Origin of the sequence: Candidatus Uabimicrobium amorphum (assembly GCF_009002475.1) — a bacterium.
Lineage (GTDB): Bacteria > Planctomycetota > Uabimicrobiia > Uabimicrobiales > Uabimicrobiaceae > Uabimicrobium > Uabimicrobium amorphum.
On record NZ_AP019860.1, the window covers coordinates 1586394 to 1610090 of the forward strand.

The window sequence follows — 23697 nt, forward strand, 5'->3', positions numbered from 1 at the left end:
TTGAATATTATTATTACTTGGATGTCTAAAGTAACCAACTAAATCACTAAAAATAAACTCACTGTAAATTTAAGGATGCTCTTATGCCAAAAGGATTATTTTTTATTATTGGTATCACATTAAACGTCATTATTGCTCACGACGCTTTTCAAAACTTCACCTTTGAACAAGCTTGTTCAGAAGCCGAAAAGAATAAAAAATTGGTGATGATTGATTTTTATACTACTTGGTGTGGACCGTGCAAGAGATTGGATCGCACAACGTGGAAAGATGCCCAAGTAAAAAAGTGGCTAAATGACAATACTATCGCTTTAAAAATAGATGCTGAAAAAGAACGTGCACTATCAAAAAAACTTAAGATCAAAGCATACCCTACGATGATATTTATCAATAGCAAAGGACAGGAGCAAGGACGCATTGTCGGTTACCGCAATGCATCGGGTTTTATTGCAGACGCACAGGAAATTCTGAAGGGCAAAGATCCCATTGCGATTGCCAAGGAAAAGTTAGAAAAAAAAGGCAAAGATGATCCAAGTAATGTTATGCGTTATGCAAGAGTCCTAATACAAAATGAGAAATATGAAGAGGCCTTGGAAAAACTCCTGTGGTGTTTTGATCACGGTTTAGAAAAAAAATCCAGTTTTGTGGGCGTGCGAAGTTCTTTTCTCCTGTCAGAGATAAGTCATCTAGGCAAAGAATACCCTCAAGCGATCACGGCCCTAAGCAAACGTTATGAAGAACGCAAACAAAAGATGAACAATGAAACAGCCCGCAAAATGGATATAAGTGATTTTGTAACTCTTGGTGAAGTATTAAAAAAAGACTCAGAAGTGATGGCAATGTATGATCAGCTATCCGATAAACAAAGTGTAAATAGATCCTTGCTTGGAAGACAATTGTTTGCTCAGTTACTGGCGTTAAAGCGCTACAAAGATATCATTCATGATAACCCCGATCTTCTACAACAAATGGATAAAGAAATAGCGAGCTATCAAAAAATGCAAAAAAGCCCTAGCATGGTAAAATATCCGTCGCTGCTTACTAAACTACGCAAAATGGCGGTGAAAAACGGAGCAAAGTACTACGAAGTACTTTTAGGTATCAATCGCACCCAAGATGCGCAAAAAATGCAAGACAAAATTATCGCTTTTGATGCCACAGAGCCCACGTATCACTTGCTAATACAGCATGCGCAAAGCGCCAATGTGCAAAACGCTGTTAACTCTTTGCAAGAGCTATTGCGTACAAAATTTTCCAAATAAAAGAATAAACACAAAGCAATCTGTTATTTTTTTTCACGAAGCGCATAAAAAATAGCGATTCACTTTATTAGCTCGGTCAATAAGCGAATTGTTTTTCCTTGGAAGGATTGTTTTCCTTCGCGATCTATTAATACACAGTCTATTCCAGTTTTGTTTGCACCTTTGATGTCTTCCTCTATGGAATTGCCAACAAAAAGGCATTCTTTTTTGCAAAAAGGTAGCTTTTGCAAAACGTACTCAAATGCTTTTGCATCTGGTTTAGCGTAAACGATATCTTCACTTACAAAAACTTTTTTTTCTGGAATTACTTTTAGGTGTTTTACTTTTCGCTTTTGTCCGTCGGACGGGCCATTCGTTAAAATAACATAGTCAATACTGCGCTTTTGTAAGTATGCAAGGTAAATAACCGCATCTTCAAACATTTCTACTTTTGTATTGGCATAATCTTGATAGTTTATATTTGCGGTCTCTGCATACTTTAAAACTTTATCACAACTTAGACCTTGTGGGCACAAAGACAAAACCGGAAAAAAGAAGCGATTTACTCTATATTTTTCTCTATCAATTTTTTTTGATGTGAATAATTTAAAAAGTTTTGGCTCTAACTCTAAATACAAATCTCTAAGACAATTTTGGTCAATACCAAGTTCTATAAAACTTGATAGTGCCTTGTCTAAAGCTTTTCTTTTTGCGGAAGAATAGTCACAAAGAGTGTCATCTAAATCGAAGATTATACATTTGTACATAGTTACTTTTTGTCCTCATACGGTAATGAGCAAAATTTTAACATTTTAAGCGAGAAGTCCCCCATCCTCCATAGGTGGGGGATGAATCGCTAGCTACCTAATACAGTGATAGAAAATTTTATAAAATTTTGTTATCGCTGTACATCATATTTTCGTAACTGAGAATAAAATCCGTAATTTTTCCGTATCTTTTTAGGAAAAATGCTTGAAAGCAAATTCAAGGAATGATAAAATTTCTTTCACTATGAAAGAAAAATATAACAAATTAGTAACGACTTTAGATACAAATAATCATTCAGTATTCAATCTGAATTACCACTTGGTATTGGTGGTGAAATGCCGTAGAAAAGTATTGAACAAACAAATGGTAAGCCGTATAAGAGAAATAGGTGAGTACATAGGAAACAGATATCATATAAATTTCTTGGAAGTAAATCACGAGAAAGATCATATGCACATTCTATTCAAAGCCCATCCAAAGAGCGCTTTATCAAAGTATATCGGTGCTTTCAAAAGTGCATCTTCGAGACTTATCAAAAAAGAGTATCCTCATGTAAAAGAAAAATTATGGAAAGAGTGCTTCTGGTCACAAAGTTATTGTTTGATCAGTACCGGAGGAGCACCGCTTGAAGTCATTAAAAGTTATATTCAAACACAGGGAGAGAAAAAAAGAAAGGCAAACGGTCAGTGATAAAAGTAAAGAAGACACCTTTTCAAACGAACAAAGAAAGTCTCTCTCGTCTTTTCAATTGCAATCGAATAAGTGCCCAGGTATACAATGACTGCTTGAAAATATCAAAAGCCTATAGCAAAGATAATGGCAAGTGGATCAATAAAACACATTTGCAACAGGCAACAAAACGCAAATATCCTCTTCACTCTCAGTCGATTCAAGCTGTGTGCCATAAGTATCTTGATGCCAGAAATGCTGCACGCGAAGCACGCAAAAAAGGCTATAAAAACCGCTATCCTTACAAACAGAAAAAGTATTTTCCAACAAAATGGGCTAAAGATGGATTTTATATTGACTATGACAAAGGAAAAATTACTTTCTCTATGGGAATCAAAGATGGTAAAAGGCAAAAACCGCTTTCTGTTAAAGTCGATAAACTTCCAAGTGGTAAGATCAAAGAAATAGAACTGGTGTACAGTGGTAAATTACATTTAGCAATTACCTATGAAGATGGGTATCATCCCAAAGAAAATAATAGTAAAACTATTGCTGCAATTGATATGGGAGAGATTCACTCAATTGCAAGTGTTACTGAAAATGGAGAGTCTCTAATTATCACCGCACGACAATTGCGCTCCATCAAACGTTTGAGAAACAAAAAGCATAGTCAAATAAGAAAGAAACTCTCTCGTACTAAAAAAGGCTCTAGGCGCCACCGAAAGCTGAGACGAGCCATGCACTCAATCACTAATAAAACTGACCGACAACAACAAGATATTCTCCATAAAACCAGCCACAACTTTCTCAAGTGGGCCAAAGAAAATGAGGTCAAAACGGTTGTTGTTGGTGATGTTGAGGGAGTACAACGCAACACTTCTGCTCGTAAAAAAACAAATCCCAATAAAAAAAGACGTCGACGTCAAGTCAGTCAAAAACTCAGCCAATGGTCTTTTGGTATTCTCCTCACTTACCTTGCATACAAACTAGCTGCTAACTCTATTGAGTTGGTTTGCCGAAGCGAAGCATACACTTCTCAGACATGTCCTGTCTGTCACCGGAAAAAGAAACCTTCTGGTAGAGTATATCGTTGTCACTGTGGTTATCGCGAGCATCGTGATATTCATGGTGCTAAAAATATACTATCGCTTCACAAATATGGCTCTATCCAAAATTTGGAGATAGATGTCAAACAAATAACGTATCTACGGCCTGCCGCTTGCGGCAAAAAGTAGTAGAAAGCTCTGTTCCGAGCCTGTAGGAGAGTCCGGTAAACATCCCTGATTCATTTGTACTACAGTTGTCAGGAGTACTGATGGAATGATGCGCATCCTTCGTGGATGAGGTTGTTCTTGTGGATGACCGTCTGTGATTACTTGATGTATACTCCTTGAAATCTCTTGCTTTTGGAAGCCGGGGAGGGTTCACTCGATAAAAATTACAACTATCGGTAAAAAACCAAACATTTAATTCAAAAGGAAAAAATGGAACCCAGCAAAACGGCGAAAATAAATATGATGACATTTTCTAATAAAAAGAAAAGTATCGCTTGTTGTGTAGTAAGTTCGCACAAGGCCGGTATGAACCAATCGAAAAAATTTTGCATTTCTTTTCCTTAATGAAGAATAGAGACCAAATAAAAGAATACAATTTTTTTGGCAAAAATGATAGGTTATATTCTTATGTAAACAGATGCCACTTGACCATATTACCCTTTGGGATTTGAATAGAAAATACAAAATCCATGAATCCACAATCCAAAAATACCAAAAGCACAATGAGAGACATTCCTAAAATTCTCAACCTTGCCAAACCAGAAACAAAAACATTACTTTTGGGAACCTTCTTTTTGTTTATAGGTAGCGGTCTAACTCTCATTTATCCTCAAGTCATTCGCGTCATTGTCGACGAAGCGCTAAAATCGAAGAATGCTCAATACATTGATGCTGCGGCATTGTTCATTTTAATTGTTTTTGTCATTGCATCGCTGTTTTCATCATGCCGTTATTATCTTTTTACCACAGCAGGTGAGCGTATTGTCAAGCGTCTACGACAGGATTTATACCGTGCTGTCATTCTCCAAGATATTGCGTTCTTCGACTCCAGTAGAACAGGTGAACTTATGAGTCGTTTATCTTCGGACACCACCATCCTGCAAAATACCGTGAGTGTGAATATTTCGCAAATGCTACGTGGTATTGTCGCAAGTTTGGGAGGAATTGCTTTTCTTGTGTATACTTCTCCGATTCTTTCATTGACCGTAATTGCACTAATTCCACCTATTGCCGTTAGTATTTCGATATTCGGGCGCAAAATCCGAGATCTCTCTAAACAGAGCCAGGATGCCTTAGCTCAAGCAGCAGTGGTTGCCGAAGAAACCATCTCTGGAATTCGCACCGTGCGTGCATTTGCCCAAGAGAAGAACGAAGTCCAGCGCTACCAGAAATCTTTGGACGGATACTTTTCCTTCACACAACGCCGTATCTACCAAATAGCCTTATTTTCAAATTTAGCTTCTTTAATAGGATATATTGGGGTCACTGTTGTTATTTGGTATGGCGGGCGCCAAGTCGTCTCCGGAAATATGTCTATCGGTGACTTAACTTCTTTTTTACTGTACATGATCACCGTAACTTTTGCAGTGGCTTCTCTGGCGAGTTTGTGGACTGATTTCATGAACGCTTCGGGAGCGGCAGCGCGTGTTTTTGAACTTATCGATCGCCAACCACAAGTGATCACACATGATCCCAAAAAACTTGAATCTTGGTGTGCTCGGGTCAAATTTCAAGACGTAGGTTTCGTCTATCCTTCGCGCCCAGACATCCAAGTATTGTGCGATGTAAACTTTGAAATGGAGCCAGGAGAAATGGTTGCCCTGGTGGGACCTTCTGGCGGAGGTAAAAGTACCATCGCGCATTTGATTCAACGCTTTTATGATCCTATCCAAGGAACGATTTACGTGAGTGACTGCGACATTCGACATCTCGATGGCGACTATTTACGAAAAAATATTGGAGTGGTGGCCCAAGACCCTATTTTACTATCGACAACCATCGCCGAAAATGTGTGCTATGGAAAAAGTGATTCAAGTGAACAAGAAATATTAGACGCAATACAAGCGGCAAATGCACGCGAATTCGTAGATAAATTTCCGGAAGGAATTCACACAATCGTCGGAGAAAAAGGCATTCAACTATCAGGCGGACAAAAGCAAAGAATTGCCATTGCGCGCGCTATTTTGAAAGATCCTTCACTACTGATTCTTGACGAAGCCACCAGCGCTTTGGACACAGAAAGTGAGCATCTAGTCCAAGAAGCTTTAGAACGGCTCATGCAAAATCGTACAACTTTAGTCATCGCCCATCGTTTATCGACAGTACGACACGCTGATCGCGTTATCGTAATAGATTCGGGAAAAATCGTACAACAAGGAAAGCATGAAGAGTTGATGGAACAGCACGGCTTGTACAGTCGCCTAGTCGCCAGACAATTTGTGAAATAAAATTTTTCGATAGACACTAGCTTTAAATTTAGTTTACGTTGTTGCACTCTCATATTTATTGTAATTTGACAATTAGAAAATGAAACTGTTGAGGTCACTTACTTTAATCATTATGAATTTTGCAAAAATTCGTAGATGAGTTCTCCTATTTTTTGAGGCTGATCTTCTTGTAAAAAATGCCCACAACCAGGAATAGAAGTCAACTGTGCTTGCGGTAGGTCTTTTTGCACACGCTGCATGGTTTTGGCAATACCTGGTAAGATACGATCATTTTCGCCGTAAATCAAACGCACAGGAACGTCAAAATTGGCCAATTTTCGTTGTATTTCACCAACACCATGTAAATCATGAATCGTTTTTAACAACGCTTTTCCTGCCTTTTTATCACGGAAAGGTTCGCAATAGTTTTTGAGGACTTCTGGGGTTAAATTTTTCTTATTTTCCACGCCAAAACGCATCGCTTTAGCAATCCCCTTCGGACTAGCCATCCATGAATTCAAAAGTGGCACACGCGTTGCCATTACAAATAGCGCAACCGCCCAAGAAAACGATGTATATACAAGGGTATTGAGTAGGATCAGTCTTTTAATACGTTGAGGGTTACGTACCGCCCATTTCAAACCTACAGGTCCGCCCAGATCATGTACCGCTAGACTCACTTGTGAAATGTTTAATTGATCGAGAAACTTTTCAAGAACGCTTTCGTAATACTTCAAGCTGTAGGTTTGATTGAGAGGCTTATCTGATAAACCAAATGCTGGTAAGTCAATCGCAATCACATCATAATTTTTCGCGATGGGAAGCATGACATTGCGCCACAGATAAGCGCAAGTCGGCCAACCATGGATTAGTAAAACACACTCACCACTTCCTGCAGAAAGGTAGTGAACTTTTACACCATCAATATCGATAAAATTGCTTGATATACTTTCAGGAACTGACATAGCCTCTCCTATATTTATATTTACTTTGATAGACTGAGATTTCAATGTGACAATTATAGTAAAAAATAGTTACTTGTACATAGTAAGATTATTTTGGTATAGGTATGAAATACCCAACGAATACTCTTATAAATCTATTATTTCACATCCGCCTTCCTTGTACATTTTGCAGACAAAGTCTTTGCCAAAAGTAGAGAAATTTTCAGGGATTCTACAAATTTGATTTTTATCATAAACATCTATACTAATCGGCCGTAGTGTGCTCTCTCCAGAAAATGTATCTCTTTCGCCGAAATGGTTCTCCAAAAAATCTTCGATGTTTTTCACGTCGATACTCAGATGAGTTAGCCCTTTTAGCTGAGAGAGAGATCTTGGTAGGCGCTTTATATTATTTTTTGCAATGTCTAGAAAACGTAATTTTTTGAGTTTTCCGATTTCTTCCGGAAGGGATGTCAAATTGTTGTCATGGCAATTTAGGTATTGTAACTCTTGTAAATTGGTGATTTCTTGCGGAATTTGCGAAAGTTCATTTTGCGCGATGTTTAGGGAATATAGTTTCTTAAGGATTCCCAACTCCTCGGGAATAGAGCGCAATTTATTATGCTTTATGTCAAGATCAGACAAATTTTGCAATTCTACTATTTTATTAGGAAGATGTTGGATGTTGTTGTTCCCTATACACAACGAGAAAAGAGAGTGCAACCCACAAATATCTTCCGTAAGAAATGCAAATTGGTTGTCTTCTAGGATTAGAGAATGTAACTTTTCTAAGTTTTTTATTTCTTCGGGGAGTTGTCTTATTTTGTTTTGGGCGATATCCAAAACGGTACATTCATATAGATCACCAATTTGTTGTGGAACTATTTCAATTTCATTATTACGGAAACTCAGATACTTTATTTTTGATAAATCGGAAATTTCCTGCGGAATGGATGTGATGCGATTATTGTCTAGGTATATAGTTTTGAGCTCAGGTAAAGAAAAAATTTCCCGAGGTATACAACGAAGATGATTGTTTTTTAAAGACAGCTGAATGAGATTTCGAAGACAAGAGATTTCCTTTGTTACGTTTAGCAAATGGTTATTGTCGAGGAAGAGCGTTTCTAAGCGTTGTAATTTTTTTATCTCGGGCGGTATAGACTTTAGAGAATTGTTACTTATTTTGAGAAACGTCAAATTACGCAAATGTACAATTTCTTCTGGCCAATTTGTCAGGGAATTGTTGTCTAAGCTGAGAAAACTTAGATCTTTAGAAAATGGAATTTTGCCAAAAGAATTGTTTAGATTGACATTGTGTAAATCCAGATACTCTTGGTTTTGAAAATATTCTAAAAGTTCTGGTGTTATGTTTTGTATTTCGTTTTTGCAAATGTCTTTTCGTAAAGGTTTTTCCATTTATTTCCTACGCTTTTTAGTTATATTATACAGCGGTATATGGTTTCATACAATTAGTGCTTTAGAAAACTAGCTTGTGGAGATTCCCCAAGTGTAGAAATATGACAGTATACGGCTTTTTACAGTTTATAAAAACACGTCGATATTCTTGTCGCTCAAAAAAAAATTATAAAAAAATTTGTTTGCATTATTGCAAATATAATTTATCATAACAGCCCATACTATTTTTAGTAGCCTTCCTACTATCCGCTACGTTTAACAAAAAACTAACAGTTACCTAATAAACCCCAAACACAAATTCATTAGTATTCCCTACTAATTTTTTGAAACTAGTTATTTTTTTGCAAACTTTATTTTACAAATGCGGTTATATTTAAGATAGATAAGTAGATAAAAAACTTAGAGTTAAGTTACACTATTCTAAAATTTTAGGTCTTAGAATAGGGACGTAGGGTTTCGTCCATTGAGACATTCTCATAAATGCATATAAAACTTCTTTTCAAAAACATACTTTTATATGAAACCCATGTTAACTATTAAAACAAAACTATTAAGGTAATCTCTCATGACAAAGAATACTTCTTTAGAGCATATACGCAACATCGGTATTATGGCACACATCGACGCAGGTAAAACGACAACTTCCGAGCGGATACTATTTTACACAGGGAAATCACATAAAATCGGAGAGGTCCACGATGGTAATGCGACAATGGACTGGATGGAGCAAGAGCAAGAACGAGGTATTACCATAACCAGTGCTGCAACAACTACTATTTGGCGTAATCACATGATCAACTTGATCGATACGCCGGGACACGTTGACTTCACTGTAGAGGTCGAGAGAAGTTTGCGAATTCTCGATGGTACAATCGCTCTTTTTTGTGCTGTTGGTGGTGTAGAACCACAATCTGAGAATGTATGGCGTCAGGCGGAAAAATACAATGTTCCTTCTATCGTTTTCATCAACAAGATGGACCGCGCTGGAGCAGACTTTTTCAAGGTACTCGATGCGATAAAAGACGATCTTAAAGCTGAGGCAGTTCCTCTTGTAATTCCGATTGGTGCGGGAGACCAATTCGAAGGGATTATCGATCTTGTAGAAGATTGCGCCGTTTACTACGATGAAAAAGATAGTGGTGCGAGCTATCACGAAGAAGCCATTCCAGAAGAATGGCAAGACACTTACAAAGAATGGAAACAATACTTACTAGAACGCGTGAGTGAAACAAATGAAGAACTACTCGAAAAATTTTGCGCTGATGAGAAAATCGAAGCAAACGAACTTCGTACAGCAATTCGCGAGGCAACTCACCTACGCCATATTTTTCCAGTTCTCTGTGGAAGTGCATTTAAAAACAAAGGTGTACAGCGCCTACTTGACTCCGTAGTATACTATCTTCCAAGTCCTATCGACATACCTCCAGTAAAAGGAATCTTACCTGACGGTGAAGAGGCAGAACGTACCCCAAAAGACAGCGACAAAATGTCTGCTTTAGCGTTCAAAGTTGTTGCAGACAAACACATGGGAAAACTTACTTACGTTCGCGTTTACTCTGGTACACTAGAGTCAGGCTCTTACATTTATAATTCAACCAAAGACAAAAAACAACGCGTAGGACGCATTGTGAGAATGCACGCCAATCGCCAAGAAATTGTAGAACAACTATACTGTGGAGATATCGGAGCGGTAATTGGTTTGAGTGATACGGTAACAGGTGACACTCTATGTAGTGAAGAACATCCAATTGTACTGGAAGCGATTGATTTTCCAGAACCTGTTTTGAGTATGGCGATCATTCTAAAGAATCGCATTGAGCAAGAAAAAACCATGAAGGCTTTACATAAACTTGCCGAAGAAGATCCGACATTTACTGTACGCCTAGACCATGAAACCAATGAAACCATCATTTCAGGAATGGGTGAATTACACCTTGAAATTCTTCTTGATCGTATGAAGAGAGAGTTTGGTTTAGATGTACAAGCAGGCGCACCTCAGGTAGCATATCGCGAAACAATTCGTCGCGAAGTCAAGCACGAAGAAAAGTATGTTAAGCAAACAGGTGGTAAAGGTCAGTACGCTCACATCATTTTTAAAATCGAGCCGCACGAAGAGGAATTCGAGTTTGAAAATAAAGTTGTTCAAGGTCGCATTCCACGTGAATACATACCTTCTGTTGAAAAAGGTGCAAAAGACGCGATGCTAAAAGGATCTTATGCTGGATTCCAGGTAGTTAACGTAAAATTTACCTTGATCGATGGTTCTTACCACGATGTGGATTCGTCTGAGATGGCGTTTAGAACTTGTGCGAGTATTGCGCTCAAAGAAGCTTTACGTAAAGCGAAGCCTGAAATTCTAGAGCCTATAATGGATGTAAGCGTTGTGACACCAGAGCAATATGCTGGTAGTATCACTAGCCATGTTTGTAGCAAAAGAGGACAGATCGTGGAGATGGGAACACAAGGCTCCGCACAGCTCATAAAGGCAAAAGTACCTCTAGCAAACCTATTTGGTTACACCAGTGAATTGCGTAATGCAACACAAGGACGCGCATCTTTCTCCATGGTTTTTGATAAATACGACAGCGTACCACAGAATATCGCTGAGGAAATTATCGAAAAGCAAAGAGAAAAAGAAAAGAAATAAGCAATAGCAAAGTATTCGTAATAACAAAAAAGATGCTCTAAATTTAGAGCATCTTTTTTTTATGCATTTTCTATTTCGGCCGTCTTCAACTGATGTATCACTAAAAAGCTATCCGCCAGCCAATAAAAAACTATCACCAAACCTGCGAAAATGAATGTCAATGGAATTAACAACATCATTCTTGCCGCTAGTTGTGGGACAAAGTTGGAGGTTAGGGCTGCGTACATGGCGATCGGGGTTTGTACCACAAATATAACTGCCACGGATAAACATATCATCGATGCCATTTTTTCCATACGTAAAGTTGCGGTAATGATGAGTACAATGGAAGCGAAAAGAAGTATATAGTGTAGAACCCGCCATCCTGCAAAGCCAAGCATAACAATACCGCCTGAAGAAATTCTTATGTTTAATGCGGCTTGTGCGCTGTCGATTTGTAGATGGTTGATAGCTGCCATGGCAAAACTCAATGCTGTGAAAATAGCGGTTATATATACTTGACCATCTATCGCAAATTCTCGTTTTTCTTCATTTTCAGAATCTAAGTGTAAAAAAAAGCGCCACATTAAAAATATCGCCCAAAATATAAAGATGCTTGTGCTAACGGCGTTTGCGATCGGGAAAAAAGCCTCAGAGCTTTGAAACATATTTGATAAAACCGATGGTGTCAGTATAACACGTAGTATCTTGAGAAATGCCCAGCCGTGTGCTAACAATAACAAAGTTGCGATAACTTTACACAAAAGCAACGCGACGGGATTTTCATTTCTCAAGTGATAAAAAGACCACACCCCAGCTACTGCACATAGAATTAAAGCAACTTCAAAAGCCCCCACCAAACGAAAGCTCGGTAGCATAAATATACCGAGTACAGCGAGTGCGGAGACAACAGCGAAACTAATATATCCCAAGTAAGAAAATCGGTGTATCCAGATAATTGTTCTGTTATCCATACCTAGTCCTTTAATGCAACTGCCGTTGTACATCGTAGATAATTTCACCACGAATATGTGCGCGAATACGTACCTTGCGGTTATGGTAGCGTTGAATAATTTGCGGCATTTCTGGATCTCCGATGGCATAACTACGCCAATTTTCAATAACAAAGCCATTGATGCGACCTACATTTCGCGCATACAAATCGCCAGACATGTTTTGTTTGATAAACTGAAGCATTGCGTTACGCCACGCTTTACTAATAGCTAGCTTTTGTGAAGATCCTTTAGCGGAAGATTCTACCCAGACGGGGTCTGAGGAAGGGGTGTCATAGTCGGGAGGTTCAAGAATATGATCGTTTGCACAAGAGGCCAACAATACAAATAAACACAAAATGTACTTTGTCATAAAAAATTCCTTAGTATTAGCCACAAAATACCAGCACTACAAATACCTGTAATCCATTTTTGCTGTGTAGAGAGTTGAAAGTCGCGTTTCTTTCTCGTAAGCACTATTTGCGATTTGCGGTAAGGGTCTTGTTCTTCCTCTTCTCCAACAGTACTTTCCTTAAACTTTACCGTTTTTCCTTGTAAAATACTGGTGATATCTCTCAACAACTCATTTGGAGATTGATAGCGATCTTCGCGATTTCGTGCGGTCATTTTGTGTAGTAGAGAAATAGTTTGTTCGGATATATTCAATTTGGGGTTTAAAGTAAAGCGATTGTTTACCGGTAACTTTGCCGTCAGCATTTGATAAAGGCATACTCCCAATGAGTAAATATCTGTACGGATATCGATATTTTTATTTCCACTCGATTGTTCAGGAGAAGCGTAACACGCTGTGCCAAGAGTAATGCCTGCCGAGTGGTAAATATCCTGCGATAAGTCTTTCGCCAAACCTAGATCACAAAGCTTCACGACCCCCTCTGTGGAGTATAAAATATTTTCAGGTTTGACATCGCGATGTACAATAGAGAAACGATCGGCATGCTCTAAGGCAGACGCGATCTGTCGACAAATAATCAGCGCTTGTTTTTCCGTAACTTTTCCTTTGCCGTAGATAATTTGTGCTAACGAACAGCCATCAACGAACTCCATGGCAAAGTAAAATTTTCCCTTATATTCGCCAATATCATACGCTTCCACAATATTGGGATGTTTTTTTAATTTGGCAGCATTTTTTGCTTCGCGTAAAAACCGTGAAATAAACCCATGATCTTCCGCTAACTCCTGATCCAATATTTTCAAAGCAACGATACGCTCACTTTTGGTGTGCTTTGCTTTGTAAACACAACCCATTGCACCTTCACCAAGTTTTTTAAGAAGTAAATAACTACCTAAAACAGTTTTTCCTTCTTCTACCTTGTCAAATTCTTTTGTGGCAAAAGATCGTTCAATTTTCTCAATCGCTTCTTTGTTTGCATATCCTGTGCGCAAAAGTATGTCTTTAAGAGAAGAGTTTTTACTATTGCGCAAAAACTTTATGCACTCCAGCATTTGCTCTCCACTTACTAAACCATGGCGTACTGCGCGTCTTGCAAATGTTAATTCATCTCTTTGAATGATCATAATTGTTTACCGTGAAAAATGCCTTTCTCTTTACGAGAAAGGCTACAAGCATTATTCGTCAATGACAATATCGTCAAAATTGTCCATTATGCGTTCGTCACGCCAACGAATGAGATTTGCACAAGCTTTATCAATATTGAGTTTTACTTGATCTTTCACACAGTATCTTCGCCATGTGATCGCTTGTTCTTCCATCTCATTGTTACCAATTATCCAGATATTAGGTATTTTGCGTGTTACGCCGCGACGGATTTTTTTATTGAACGTGTCACCACTCAAGTCTGTTTCCACACGGAGCATGTTGTCAAACAAACGCGACTCTATTTGTTTAGCATATTCGTGGACAGTCTCGTTCACCGGAATAATGAGTACTTGTACAGGGGACATCCATGTCGGAAACGCTCCCCCATATAACTCAATTAAAAAGGCAATCATGCGTTCGTGTGTACTAAGCGGAGCACGATGCAAAATAAAAGGTCGCTGTGATTCGCCATTGCGATCCGTGTATTCCAAATCAAATCTTTCCGGCATCACAAAGTCCAGTTGACATGTCGAAACTGTTTCTTCACGTCCCATAACATTACTCAACTGTATGTCCACTTTCGGGCCATAAAACGCTGCTTCACCCACTTCTTCATCGAAATCGATATTATTCTCGCGTAAAACTTCGCGAACGATATTCTCACTTTCCACCCACTCCTCTTCACTATCGACAAACTTTTCGCTGTCCTTATCATGCAAAGATAGACGTACACGGAAATTACCCAAGCGCAAATGATCATAATAAAAGCGATACATCTGCATCACCTTTGTAAATTCTTCTTTGACTTGATCTTGTTCACAATAAATGTGTGCGTCGTTCATACTCATGGCACGTACACGTAGAATACCAGCGAGAGAACCGTGTTTTTCGTAACGATAAACATCTCCATATTCTGCAAGACGTATTGGGAGATCTCTGTAACTACGTGGTCGCGACATATATAGTTTGTGGTGATGTGGGCAGTTCATTGGTCGTAAATAATATTCGTCGTGATCATCAATCACCATTGGTGGAAACATTCCCTCTGTATAGTATGGTAAATGTCCCGAACGATGATATAGATTAGAACGTGTAATGCATGGAGTGGAAACACGTTTGTATCCTGCCTTGAATTCTACTTCATGGGCCCACTTTTCCAGTTCATCGCGAATAATCGTTCCGTTGGGTAACCACATAGGAAGCCCGACACCCACTTCATCATCAATAACAAATAAATCTAACTCTGCACCCAATTTGCGGTGTTCGCGCTTTTTCGCTAGTTCGCGACGTTGGATATAGTCTTTCAATTCGTCGACGTTTTCAAAAGCCAACGCGTATATGCGCGTTAACATCGGGCGCTTTTCATCTCCGCGCCAATAGCTACCTGCGATTTTATCCAATTTGAAGCATGCCTTGGGAACTTTACCGGTGTCCTCTAAATGCGGTCCTTCACACATATCGATAAATGGACCGTTGACATAAAAGCCCAGCTGTCCACCTTCTGCTTTGCCGGTTTCGACAAGCTCCTTTGCGTATTCGATCTTGTACTCCTGGTTTGTTTCTTCAAGAAGTTGAAGGGTTTCATCCAAAGATTTTTGCGAAGCTTCGAAGACTTGTTTTTGCTTGACGATTTTCTTCATACGCTTTTCAATATCTTTGAAGTCGCTATCGCTAATAGGACTATCGCCAAAATCAAAATCATAGTAGAAACCATTGTCTACTGGTGGCCCAAAGCCCAGCTTTGCATCTGGACGTATTTGTAAAACAGCCTGGGCCATAATATGCGCTAGAGAGTGGCGCAATCGGTAAATATGGCTGTTTTTATATTCCTGCGTTTTTTCTGCAGCTTTCATAAAACGATCCTTTAAGTTATTATACTACTGTGGGGGGAGTTCACGAAATCAACAATATATGTCAAATCGCATATGATTGTATGTTTATCTCGGTGTTATTCTCGACCCCTCTATGTAGATGATCCGCTGTCATTGTGTACAAATCTCCCTTAATGTCAGCGGAATAATGTGCGCTGTATTTGGCAATTTTGTCTTTTAAATACATCATTTCCTCAAAACTAATTTGCAAATACACCTGTAGTTAGGTTAGAATATTATACTAAAAAATACGTGGCTGGGCGAAAGTATTTGTACATTTCTCTTGTAGAAATAGATACTTGGTTTGAGATTTTTGATAAACCGTTGCCGCAAAAGCAACATCGCCAGTAAAATTTAGTAGTTAATTGCGATGTGAAATCTCTTTGATTTTCCGAAAATATGTACTTCACAAAACAATAGTTAAGTAAAATATTGTTACAACCATTCCTCTTTGGAATGAAGCGTAAACATTTAACTAACAATTACGCCACCACCAACTGTTAATAACAAAATTTGTAGTTTAAGTGAGTTTACTATATGGATAAAGTAATCGCAAATGAACAAATAAATTATTGGGCAGAAAAAATACCTGATCGCAATGCTCTCTATAATAAAGCAGGCAATACATGGCAAACAACGTCTTGGAAAGAGTATAAGGAAAAAGTAGATGCTGTCTCTAGATCTCTTATTGCTCTGGGACACAAGAGTGATGAGTGCGTAGGAATTATCGCTCACAATTGCAAAGAGTTTTTATTTTCGCAATTTGGTATTGTCGGCGCAGGAGGAATTCCAGCACCTATCTATGTCACTTCAAAAGCCGACCAAGTTGCCTACATTCTCAAACATTCCAAGTCGCGTTTCGTGATTATCGAAGATGAAACGCAGTATAAAAAGCTCGTTCAGGAACGTGACAATATCGATGTCGAAAAAGTGATCGTACTGCGCGATTTCGCAGACCGCGATAAAGAGTGGAGTTTGAGTTTTGATGAGTTCATGCAACTGGGAAACAAAGAACACGAAGAAGAACGTCAAAGTCGGCTCAAAGCACTTGACAAAGACAAAACGATGCTCCTTATATACACGTCGGGAACAACTGGTCGACCTAAAGCAGTTATCATCACGCACAACAACCTGTATGCTACAGGGAGTATTGCCATTAGACGTTTTAACTTAAAACGCACGAGAGTAGTTTCTTATTTGCCACTTTCGCATATCGCAGAACAAATCATCACCAACGCGGCCCAGTTGTACACTGGTGGGGAAGTCTACCTATGTCCAGATATGAAAGAAGTTAAAGATTATCTCATCGAAGCACGCCCCAATGTATTTTTAGGCGTTCCTCGCGTGTGGGAAAAATTTGCCGATGCTGTTGGCAAACAACTTTCTCAGGCAACAGGTATGAAGAGAAAGCTCTTAGATTGGGCACGAAAAGTTGAGTTGGCATGTTTTGACAAAGGAGCAAAACAGGGTAAAAACATCCAGAGTTTCTCGCGCAAACTTGCCAACAAACTAGTTATATCGAAAATCAAAGAACGTCTTGGATTTGATCGCATCGAAGTTGCCGTTACCGGAGCGGCCCCTATTAGCATAGAAACACAAAAATTCTTTGCTTCTATCGGGATTACTATTTTTGAAGTATATGGTATGAGTGAAACCAGTGGTCTTATTTCGACAACAGTGCCTCTCAAGCCTCGTTTTGGTACTGTGGGAAAAAGTTTCGACGAATTAGAACTACGCATCGCCGAAGATGGTGAAATTCTCGTCAAAGGTCCGAATATGTCACCTGGTTATTTACACGATGAGGAAAATACTGCGGAGTTGTGGGAAGGCGGTTGGCTACATACCGGAGATATCGGAAAATTTGATGATGAAGGAAACTTAGTCATTACCGACCGTAAAAAAAATCTTATCATTACCGCGGGGGGAAAAAATATCGCTCCACAACCTATCGAACAAGCATTGCATTCCATACCAGGAATCGGTCATGCTGTGGTTGTTGGCGATCGTCGCAAATATTTGGTGGCTGTACTTACTCTTGACCACGAAAATATGCCCGCCATTGCAGAAGAACTCAACATCGAATACCAGTCCACTTCGGATTTAGCTACAGATGACTCTTTCCTTGCGTATGTAGAGGAAAAGGTACAAAACGATGTGAACACTGGTTTAGCGCAATATCAAACCATCAAAAAATTCTACATTCATCCGCAAGAGTTTTCCGTAGAAACAGGCGAAATGACACCGACGATGAAAGTAAAACGCAAGGTGGTGATTCAAAAATACGATGCAGAAATAGAAAAACTTTATTAGGCCTATTGATGTTCTCTCACTTAGACAAAAACGACCAACCACAAATGGTTGACATAACTGCAAAAAAAACGAGTAAACGTAAAGCACACGCACAAAGCGTTGTTTTACTCCCGCAATCCATTTGCGATTTATTTTGCGATGGCGATTTGCAAACGGCAAAGGGATCCGTTATTCAGATTGCCATTATTGCAGGTATAATGGCTGCAAAGAAAACCAGCGAGTTGATACCTCTTTGTCATCCTATTGCATTGGAAAATTGCAATGTAGAGGTACAACTTGTCGGAAAAAAATTGTTGATCGATTGCTACGCTTGTACCTCGGGAAAAACCGGCGTTGAAATGGAAGCGTTAACAGGAGCAAGTGTAGCCGCCCTTACGGTATATGACATGTGCAAAGGGTTATCACACGACATTGTCATTGAAACGACAAAACTCATGAGTAAACAAGGTGGAAAACGCGATTTTATGAGGGAAAAATGAAAGATATCGAAGTGGAATACTACGCCATTTTGCGCGAAGAACGCGGTTGTAAACGAGAGTCGACAACAACCACAGCACAAACACCGCGTGATTTGTACATAGAACTACAGAAAAAACATGGATTTTCACTAAGCATAGATAATGTCAAACCTGCGATTAACGACGATTTTGTTGATTGGGATCATCACTTACAAACCAACGACAAAATAGTATTTATTCCTCCGGTGACAGGAGGATAAAGTGTTTTACTTAGAAGAAACGAATATTAATACCAGCGCGTTACAGAGTAATTTGTGCAACGAGCGTGCAGGGGGATATGTATCTTTTGAAGGCTGGGTACGCAACCACAACCATGGTAAAGAAGTAACAAAGTTGGAGTATGAAGCTTACACACCACTTGCCGTGAAAGAAGCCGCAAAAATTCTCCAAGAAGCACAGCAAAAATTCTCTATTTTAGAGGCCCACTGTGTTCATCGCGTCGGCTCCTTAAAAATAGGTGAAGTCGCGGTATGGGTCGGAGTAAATTCAGTGCATCGCGGCCCGGCATTTGACGCTTGTGAATACATAATTGACGAACTCAAAGTACGCGTTCCTATCTGGAAAAAAGAGCATTATCTCGACGGTGACTCTGGATGGGTAAAGTGCGAACATTGCCATGAAAAAAAGGTATGAAAAAATTAATACTAGGCTCTTATCGCTGTATTGAAAACTCCTTGTTCAAATTGTTACAAGGAAGACAATACAGCAACGCCTTGTCTCCGGTTGCCATTATAGCCGAAAGTACATCTCTCAAAAATCATTTACAAAACTACATAGTGACCAACCTCGGTAACATTACCAACATCTACTTATTTACACTATCCGAATTTATTGAACGCTCATTGTTGGCTAGTCGCGAAAATTTTCTTCCCCAACATTTACAGTCTATTGTTGTCGAAGAGGTTCTCCAGGACTTACCTCCACAGAATTATTTTGCTCAAATCAATCCACAAACCATCGCCAAAACCATTGCAGAAAGCATTGTGTTTTTTCAACAAATGCAGATCAACTTGCAGGAATTTACAGTGCTCTCTCAACGAGAAAATCATAGTAAATGGCAAGATTTTATTGTGATTTTCAACAGATATCGCGAATTTTTACACAAACATAATTTCGTTGACTTTGAACAAGGTCTACTTTGTGACACGCGTTATTTTTTGTCATTTTCCGCGATATGCCTTTATGGATTCTACGAACACAATCCTTGTGAATATAAATGGCGCATGACCTTACAACAGCATCCTCAAGTATTTTGCTATACCCCATTTCGCTCACTACCCTACTACGAGTATGCTCAACCATTGATTGATTGGCATTACGAGCAAGGGTTTGAAGTGTTTCAGGCACAAAATATAGAACAGAATAGTCTTACACACAATTTTTTTTCGCGAGATACACAAAATATAAGCATTACAACGTTTAAAAACGAACTACATGAATTGTATAATATTCCACAAACGCGCGAAATATCTATGATGAATTTTGCAATTCCCGAAGATGAAAAATACCGCAATGGTATACACAATACATTGTGCGACTTACAATGTTCGCTACGTCAAAGTCTTGCTCCAAACCATTGTAGTATGGACGTTATTATTTTACAAATTTTCATCGACAACTTCTCCACGCATGCGCTGTGTAATTTATTCTTTCATCCACATTTTAACTACGAAAACTTTAGTCACCACACCTCTGACAATCTATTTATTCTTTGGGAAAAATTTGCCGAAGATTTCTCTCTGGACAATTTACAAGACAAGACGTCTCCCGAGGAACTTCTATTTCGCAATGTCATTGAGTATCTAGTCGAAGTGGAAAAACAATTACGAAAACAAAATAGCTACAAAGACTATATGGCAATACTTTCGCAAGTAGTCCATAGACTAACATTGCAAGATATACAGATGTATAAAAAGCAAATTGCCGCCAAAATAAACTTTCTTTCTGTGAATCACAAAAATGCAAAAAAAATTCTCGATTGTTGTCCGGAACAATCGGCCCCGGAAAATGGAAAAATTGATCTATGGCAAAATTTCATCGGGAGAGATAGTAAATTCTTAGCCGTATTAGGAGCCTCTGCCAGTTATTTCTCTTCGGTAAAAACACCGAATACCATTTTTAATGACGACATTCTATCTCCCCTGAACTGTGTGGTTCCCAACAAAGTAAATAAAGAAAAACTGTTGTTGTGTTTACTTTTTGATTCGGCACAAGAAATTATATTTTCTTATCCTCGCCAAGACTTCATCTTCGGCAAAGAGCAACAACCATGCTCCCTTCTGCATTTGATCATTAAATTTGAACAAGGCGAATTCTACGAAATACATCGTTCGCAGTTCTTATACAACTTTCCTAAATGCAAGTTGCATACCATCATAGAATACGATTTATCACTGCATGACCGTGCTGTAACGCAAAACGATCGCGGAGCGTTAATGGTACTCTATGCAGCATACCCAGAATGGAAATTATTGATGGATTCTTTGTGCAACAAGTGGCAAAAGGATGTTTTTACTGAATACGAAGGTGTACTAAGTGACGATGCTTTACAAGAAATTCTCCAGCGAGTTTTACCGAGTAAGATGTCTGAAGTTGCGGCAAATTTCATCGAAGCATATGCAAGATGTCCCTACCAATTTTTTTTAGAGCACGTATTACAAGTAATACCTAACTACCCCAAAGATGTTTTTATCAAAGACTGGCAAAAGAAAAGGCTACTGTTGAAATCTATCCGTAAAATCAAAAATAAAAACAATATTCGTTCTGTCATAGAACAGTGTATTGCAGAAGATTTTAAGGATCACGAATGTAAGTATCCGATGATATTTGAAATCGAAAAGATTCGCATGATGAATACGATAGAGAAATATGTGTACCACTCTTTGAGTGAAAATGTTATTGACCACGATTTTTTTGTGTCGTACCGCGATCAAGATACTATCCCTATTACCATTGATGCAGATCATACAATTCGCTTTACAGGAAAAATAGATCAAGTCAACACGACAAGCCACGGACATCATGGTATACAATATCACCTCAAAAACACCCACCAGTACAAAAATAATTGTTTTTATGGTGGAACGCAACTACAACTTGCTACAGAGTTGATGGCTCTACAGCAAAGGTACGACCCTACACACGTAGAACATCGTTTTATCCAAGAAACAGGTGATTACAAACCGGTTTTTTTTACTTATGATAAATGGCAAGATACCTATGATAAACTACAAAAAATTTGCTACTTAGTTTGTCGCGGTATTGAAAGTGGTTTTTTTGCCGCCGCCCCGGAAGACCAAAAATGTCGCAAATGTAATTACAGTGATATATGCGGTCCATATCGTTACATACTATTTAACATGAAACGCAACGACTCGCGACTACAATTTTACCAGGAACTGAAGGAAATTGATTAGGAAACTATCAATAAAAACTTCCTTGCGGTTGATACCGAAACTGCGAGAATTCACATTTTACCACTTATAAACTTGAAAATTAGCGGAAAAATGCTTAAATAGAAGGTATATTGTTTTTATGATATCATTGCAAAGTATTTTTTTAGTGAGTAAAATGATGGATCATCGCAATGGATTTAGTTTTGTTATTCCTAAGACATTAGCAGGTATGGGACTACCGGGTAGGACAAATGCAATAAAAGACGATTTTGAGTTTTTGTCTCAAAACAACATAAAAGCCATTGTTACCTTAATGGAATACCCCTTAAACAAAAAAATACTAAAACAATATGAGATGGATTATCTTCACATAGCTGTCAAAGATTTTTCGGCTCCCTCTCTCACGCAAATAGAAATTTTTGTAAATTACATCGACCAAATGCTCAACAATAAGAAGCCCGTTGTTGCTCACTGTCACGCTGGTATTGGAAGAACAGGAACAATGCTCGCCTGTTATCTCGCCAAAGAGGGAATGCAACCTGACGAGGCTATTCGCGAAATACGCTATTTACGTCCAGGATCTATTGACACACGCGCTCAAGAAGATGCAGTATGGAATTATTCACTATCTATTCGTTAATAGTATGTGGTTTTTTTTAGAAAGTCCGAGGATCAACAGTGTCCGCCAACATTCACAAAATCATTAATTGTCCAATTTGCCAGATACAATTAACCGTTACTCTATCAAATTTTACGGGGCAGCTACGTCTTGTTTGCAATCGTTGTGATTGTACCATCGTAAACTGGATAGATAGTGAACTGAAAAGCCAAACTGGTAATAGTCGCCGGTTTGCCAAAACAGGGTCTAATCCTCGGAAACCTAGATCGCATACTGCAAAAAGAATTCCTATTCAGTCTGTACAAAAGGACTCTTCTAACCCCCAACAAGATACTCCAGATTTAGCGGAAAGTGCACTTGATTTAGATAGTATAAAAAAGAATATAACGACAAACGATGCGGAAACCAAAAAAAGGTCAGCAACAAAACCAGTTAAGAAATTTACTCTCCCCAAAAATACTCTTGAACGAATAGGAGATTACCGCATAATTAAGCCGGTAAACAGTGGTTCGATGGGAGAGATTTATTTGGCCCAGCACATTGGGGTTAAAAACTACGCTGCGATCAAGTTGCTGAGCTCAAAAATGGAAAAGGACCAACAAGCCGCAGACCGATTCAAACAAGAAGCGCGCGTCCATTCGCGATTAGAACATCCAAATATTGTACGTATCTTTGACGTAGACAGCTACAATGGCCGCCCGTATATTGTGATGGAATACATCGAAGGCGAAAGTTTAGAAGAGGTTTTACGTAGCCGTAAGCAGCTACAACCTCGGCACACTTTGAAGATTGCCATAGCCGTAGCCCTCGCTCTGGAGCACGCACTAAAGCAGAAAATTATTCATCGCGATTTAAAACCAGCAAATATCATGATAGATCGCAGAAATCGCAAAGTAAAACTCGCCGATTTCGGCCTGGGAAAGATATTAGAAGAAAAAGGTGCGACACTAACAGGACAAATGATGGGAACTGCGTACTACATGGCTCCTGAACAAATTCGCAGTGCAAAAGAAGTAGATCACCGCGCCGACATCTATGCGTTAGGTGCCACGATCTACCACATGTTAAGTGGTCAACCACCTTATGCCAATATTCGCGGTGCTTTAGATATTCTAAAAGCCAAAGTAAACGAGCAGCCAGAGCCGATAGAAAGTCTCGTCAGTGGCTTATCCAAAGAGGTGATCGACATTGTCAATAAGTCAATGCACCACAATATAAACAAACGATACCAGACTCCTGCAAAAATGAAAAAATACATGGAGTATGCACTTAATAATCTGTAAGGATTC

General features: G+C 38.9%; 19 protein-coding genes. 12 read left to right on the plus strand and 7 right to left on the minus strand.

The features are described from left to right. Positions 1-83 precede the first annotated feature (83 nt). A complete protein-coding gene (locus UABAM_RS05540; protein ID WP_151967007.1) occupies positions 84-1262 on the plus strand; it encodes a thioredoxin family protein in 1179 nt (392 codons plus the stop codon). Between the two features lie 59 nt (positions 1263-1321). Here UABAM_RS05540 and UABAM_RS05545 read toward each other — a convergent pair whose 3' ends face one another. Next, on the minus strand, positions 1322-2008 hold the full coding sequence (locus UABAM_RS05545; protein ID WP_151967008.1) for an HAD family hydrolase: 687 nt from the start codon (positions 2006-2008) through the stop codon (positions 1322-1324). A 244-nt stretch (positions 2009-2252) separates the two neighbouring features. Here UABAM_RS05545 and tnpA point away from each other — a divergent pair, with 244 nt between their 5' ends. The 3 genes from tnpA (at position 2253) to UABAM_RS05560 (ending at position 6180) form a co-directional block, all read left to right on the plus strand. After that, positions 2253-2699, plus strand: a complete 447-nt coding sequence (tnpA, locus tag UABAM_RS05550) for an IS200/IS605 family transposase (RefSeq protein ID WP_152021965.1) — start codon at positions 2253-2255, stop codon at positions 2697-2699. Next, complete coding sequence (locus UABAM_RS05555; RefSeq protein ID WP_151967009.1) at positions 2696-3913, plus strand: RNA-guided endonuclease InsQ/TnpB family protein; 1218 nt, start codon at positions 2696-2698, stop codon at positions 3911-3913. Before tnpA ends, UABAM_RS05555 begins: the two co-directional genes overlap by 4 nt. Before the next feature lie 509 nt (positions 3914-4422). Beyond that, positions 4423-6180: an ABC transporter ATP-binding protein gene (locus tag UABAM_RS05560; protein ID WP_151967010.1), complete on the plus strand. Its 1758-nt coding sequence runs from the start codon at positions 4423-4425 to the stop codon at positions 6178-6180. Between the two features lie 110 nt (positions 6181-6290). On the opposite strand, the gene UABAM_RS05565 is transcribed toward UABAM_RS05560, so the two are convergent. Then, positions 6291-7124, minus strand: a complete 834-nt coding sequence (locus UABAM_RS05565; protein ID WP_151967011.1) for an alpha/beta fold hydrolase — start codon at positions 7122-7124, stop codon at positions 6291-6293. A gap of 126 nt (positions 7125-7250) precedes the next feature. After that, the gene (locus UABAM_RS05570; RefSeq protein ID WP_151967012.1) at positions 7251-8519 is read right to left on the minus strand and encodes a leucine-rich repeat domain-containing protein; all 1269 of its coding nucleotides are present in this window, start codon (positions 8517-8519) and stop codon (positions 7251-7253) included. 565 nt (positions 8520-9084) lie between these two features. Between UABAM_RS05570 and fusA the strand changes: the two genes are divergently transcribed. Further along, positions 9085-11166 carry an elongation factor G gene (fusA, locus tag UABAM_RS05575; protein WP_151967013.1) on the plus strand — a complete coding sequence of 694 codons (2082 nt, stop codon included), beginning with the start codon at positions 9085-9087 and terminating at the stop codon, positions 11164-11166. Positions 11167-11225: 59 nt separating this feature from the next. Here fusA and UABAM_RS05580 read toward each other — a convergent pair whose 3' ends face one another. Genes UABAM_RS05580 through thrS form a run of 4 tightly spaced genes read right to left on the minus strand, consistent with a single transcriptional unit; the run spans position 11226 to position 15548 of the window. Next, on the minus strand, positions 11226-12119 hold the full coding sequence (locus UABAM_RS05580) for a hypothetical protein (protein WP_151967014.1): 894 nt from the start codon (positions 12117-12119) through the stop codon (positions 11226-11228). Positions 12120-12129: 10 nt separating this feature from the next. After that, on the minus strand, positions 12130-12510 hold the full coding sequence (locus UABAM_RS05585; RefSeq protein WP_151967015.1) for a hypothetical protein: 381 nt from the start codon (positions 12508-12510) through the stop codon (positions 12130-12132). Then, complete coding sequence (locus tag UABAM_RS05590) at positions 12507-13673, minus strand: serine/threonine protein kinase (protein WP_151967016.1); 1167 nt, start codon at positions 13671-13673, stop codon at positions 12507-12509. Before UABAM_RS05590 ends, UABAM_RS05585 begins: the two co-directional genes overlap by 4 nt. Positions 13674-13724: 51 nt before the next feature. Further along, positions 13725-15548: a threonine--tRNA ligase gene (thrS, locus tag UABAM_RS05595; protein WP_151967017.1), complete on the minus strand. Its 1824-nt coding sequence runs from the start codon at positions 15546-15548 to the stop codon at positions 13725-13727. A 555-nt stretch (positions 15549-16103) separates the two neighbouring features. On the opposite strand from thrS, the gene UABAM_RS05600 reads away from it, so the two are divergent. From UABAM_RS05600 to UABAM_RS05630, 7 genes are all read left to right on the plus strand, one after another. Then, complete coding sequence (locus UABAM_RS05600) at positions 16104-17876, plus strand: AMP-dependent synthetase/ligase (protein ID WP_151967018.1); 1773 nt, start codon at positions 16104-16106, stop codon at positions 17874-17876. Between the two features lie 8 nt (positions 17877-17884). Further along, on the plus strand, positions 17885-18355 hold the full coding sequence (moaC, locus tag UABAM_RS05605) for a cyclic pyranopterin monophosphate synthase MoaC (RefSeq protein ID WP_151967019.1): 471 nt from the start codon (positions 17885-17887) through the stop codon (positions 18353-18355). Continuing rightward, the gene (locus UABAM_RS05610; protein WP_151967020.1) at positions 18352-18594 is read left to right on the plus strand and encodes a MoaD/ThiS family protein; all 243 of its coding nucleotides are present in this window, start codon (positions 18352-18354) and stop codon (positions 18592-18594) included. The genes moaC and UABAM_RS05610 overlap by 4 nt, the downstream gene beginning before the upstream one ends. 1 nt (position 18595) lies before the next feature. Next, complete coding sequence (locus UABAM_RS05615; RefSeq protein WP_151967021.1) at positions 18596-19027, plus strand: molybdenum cofactor biosynthesis protein MoaE; 432 nt, start codon at positions 18596-18598, stop codon at positions 19025-19027. Continuing rightward, complete coding sequence (locus tag UABAM_RS05620) at positions 19024-21810, plus strand: PD-(D/E)XK nuclease family protein (RefSeq protein ID WP_151967022.1); 2787 nt, start codon at positions 19024-19026, stop codon at positions 21808-21810. Before UABAM_RS05615 ends, UABAM_RS05620 begins: the two co-directional genes overlap by 4 nt. A 118-nt stretch (positions 21811-21928) precedes the next feature. Beyond that, positions 21929-22429 carry a phosphatase domain-containing putative toxin gene (locus UABAM_RS05625; RefSeq protein WP_151967023.1) on the plus strand — a complete coding sequence of 167 codons (501 nt, stop codon included), beginning with the start codon at positions 21929-21931 and terminating at the stop codon, positions 22427-22429. 38 nt (positions 22430-22467) lie between these two features. Beyond that, entirely contained in the window at positions 22468-23691 is a 1224-nt protein-coding gene (locus UABAM_RS05630) for a serine/threonine protein kinase (protein ID WP_151967024.1), read from the plus strand. Positions 23692-23697: the final 6 nt, after the last annotated feature.

What these genes read in the sequence shown, in the direction of transcription:
- UABAM_RS05540 (WP_151967007.1), top strand. Translation starts at nt 84, where the DNA reads ATGCCAAAAGGATTATTTTTTATTATTGGTATCACATTAAACGTCATT.
- UABAM_RS05545 (WP_151967008.1), bottom strand. Translation starts at nt 2,008, where the DNA reads ATGTACAAATGTATAATCTTCGATTTAGATGACACTCTTTGTGACTAT.
- tnpA (WP_152021965.1), top strand. Translation starts at nt 2,253, where the DNA reads ATGAAAGAAAAATATAACAAATTAGTAACGACTTTAGATACAAATAAT.
- UABAM_RS05560 (WP_151967010.1), top strand. Translation starts at nt 4,423, where the DNA reads ATGAATCCACAATCCAAAAATACCAAAAGCACAATGAGAGACATTCCT.
- UABAM_RS05565 (WP_151967011.1), bottom strand. Translation starts at nt 7,124, where the DNA reads ATGTCAGTTCCTGAAAGTATATCAAGCAATTTTATCGATATTGATGGT.
- UABAM_RS05570 (WP_151967012.1), bottom strand. Translation starts at nt 8,519, where the DNA reads ATGGAAAAACCTTTACGAAAAGACATTTGCAAAAACGAAATACAAAAC.
- fusA (WP_151967013.1), top strand. Translation starts at nt 9,085, where the DNA reads ATGACAAAGAATACTTCTTTAGAGCATATACGCAACATCGGTATTATG.
- UABAM_RS05580 (WP_151967014.1), bottom strand. Translation starts at nt 12,119, where the DNA reads ATGGATAACAGAACAATTATCTGGATACACCGATTTTCTTACTTGGGA.
- UABAM_RS05585 (WP_151967015.1), bottom strand. Translation starts at nt 12,510, where the DNA reads ATGACAAAGTACATTTTGTGTTTATTTGTATTGTTGGCCTCTTGTGCA.
- UABAM_RS05590 (WP_151967016.1), bottom strand. Translation starts at nt 13,673, where the DNA reads ATGATCATTCAAAGAGATGAATTAACATTTGCAAGACGCGCAGTACGC.
- thrS (WP_151967017.1), bottom strand. Translation starts at nt 15,548, where the DNA reads ATGAAAGCTGCAGAAAAAACGCAGGAATATAAAAACAGCCATATTTAC.
- UABAM_RS05600 (WP_151967018.1), top strand. Translation starts at nt 16,104, where the DNA reads ATGGATAAAGTAATCGCAAATGAACAAATAAATTATTGGGCAGAAAAA.
- moaC (WP_151967019.1), top strand. Translation starts at nt 17,885, where the DNA reads ATGTTCTCTCACTTAGACAAAAACGACCAACCACAAATGGTTGACATA.
- UABAM_RS05610 (WP_151967020.1), top strand. Translation starts at nt 18,352, where the DNA reads ATGAAAGATATCGAAGTGGAATACTACGCCATTTTGCGCGAAGAACGC.
- UABAM_RS05620 (WP_151967022.1), top strand. Translation starts at nt 19,024, where the DNA reads ATGAAAAAATTAATACTAGGCTCTTATCGCTGTATTGAAAACTCCTTG.
- UABAM_RS05625 (WP_151967023.1), top strand. Translation starts at nt 21,929, where the DNA reads ATGATATCATTGCAAAGTATTTTTTTAGTGAGTAAAATGATGGATCAT.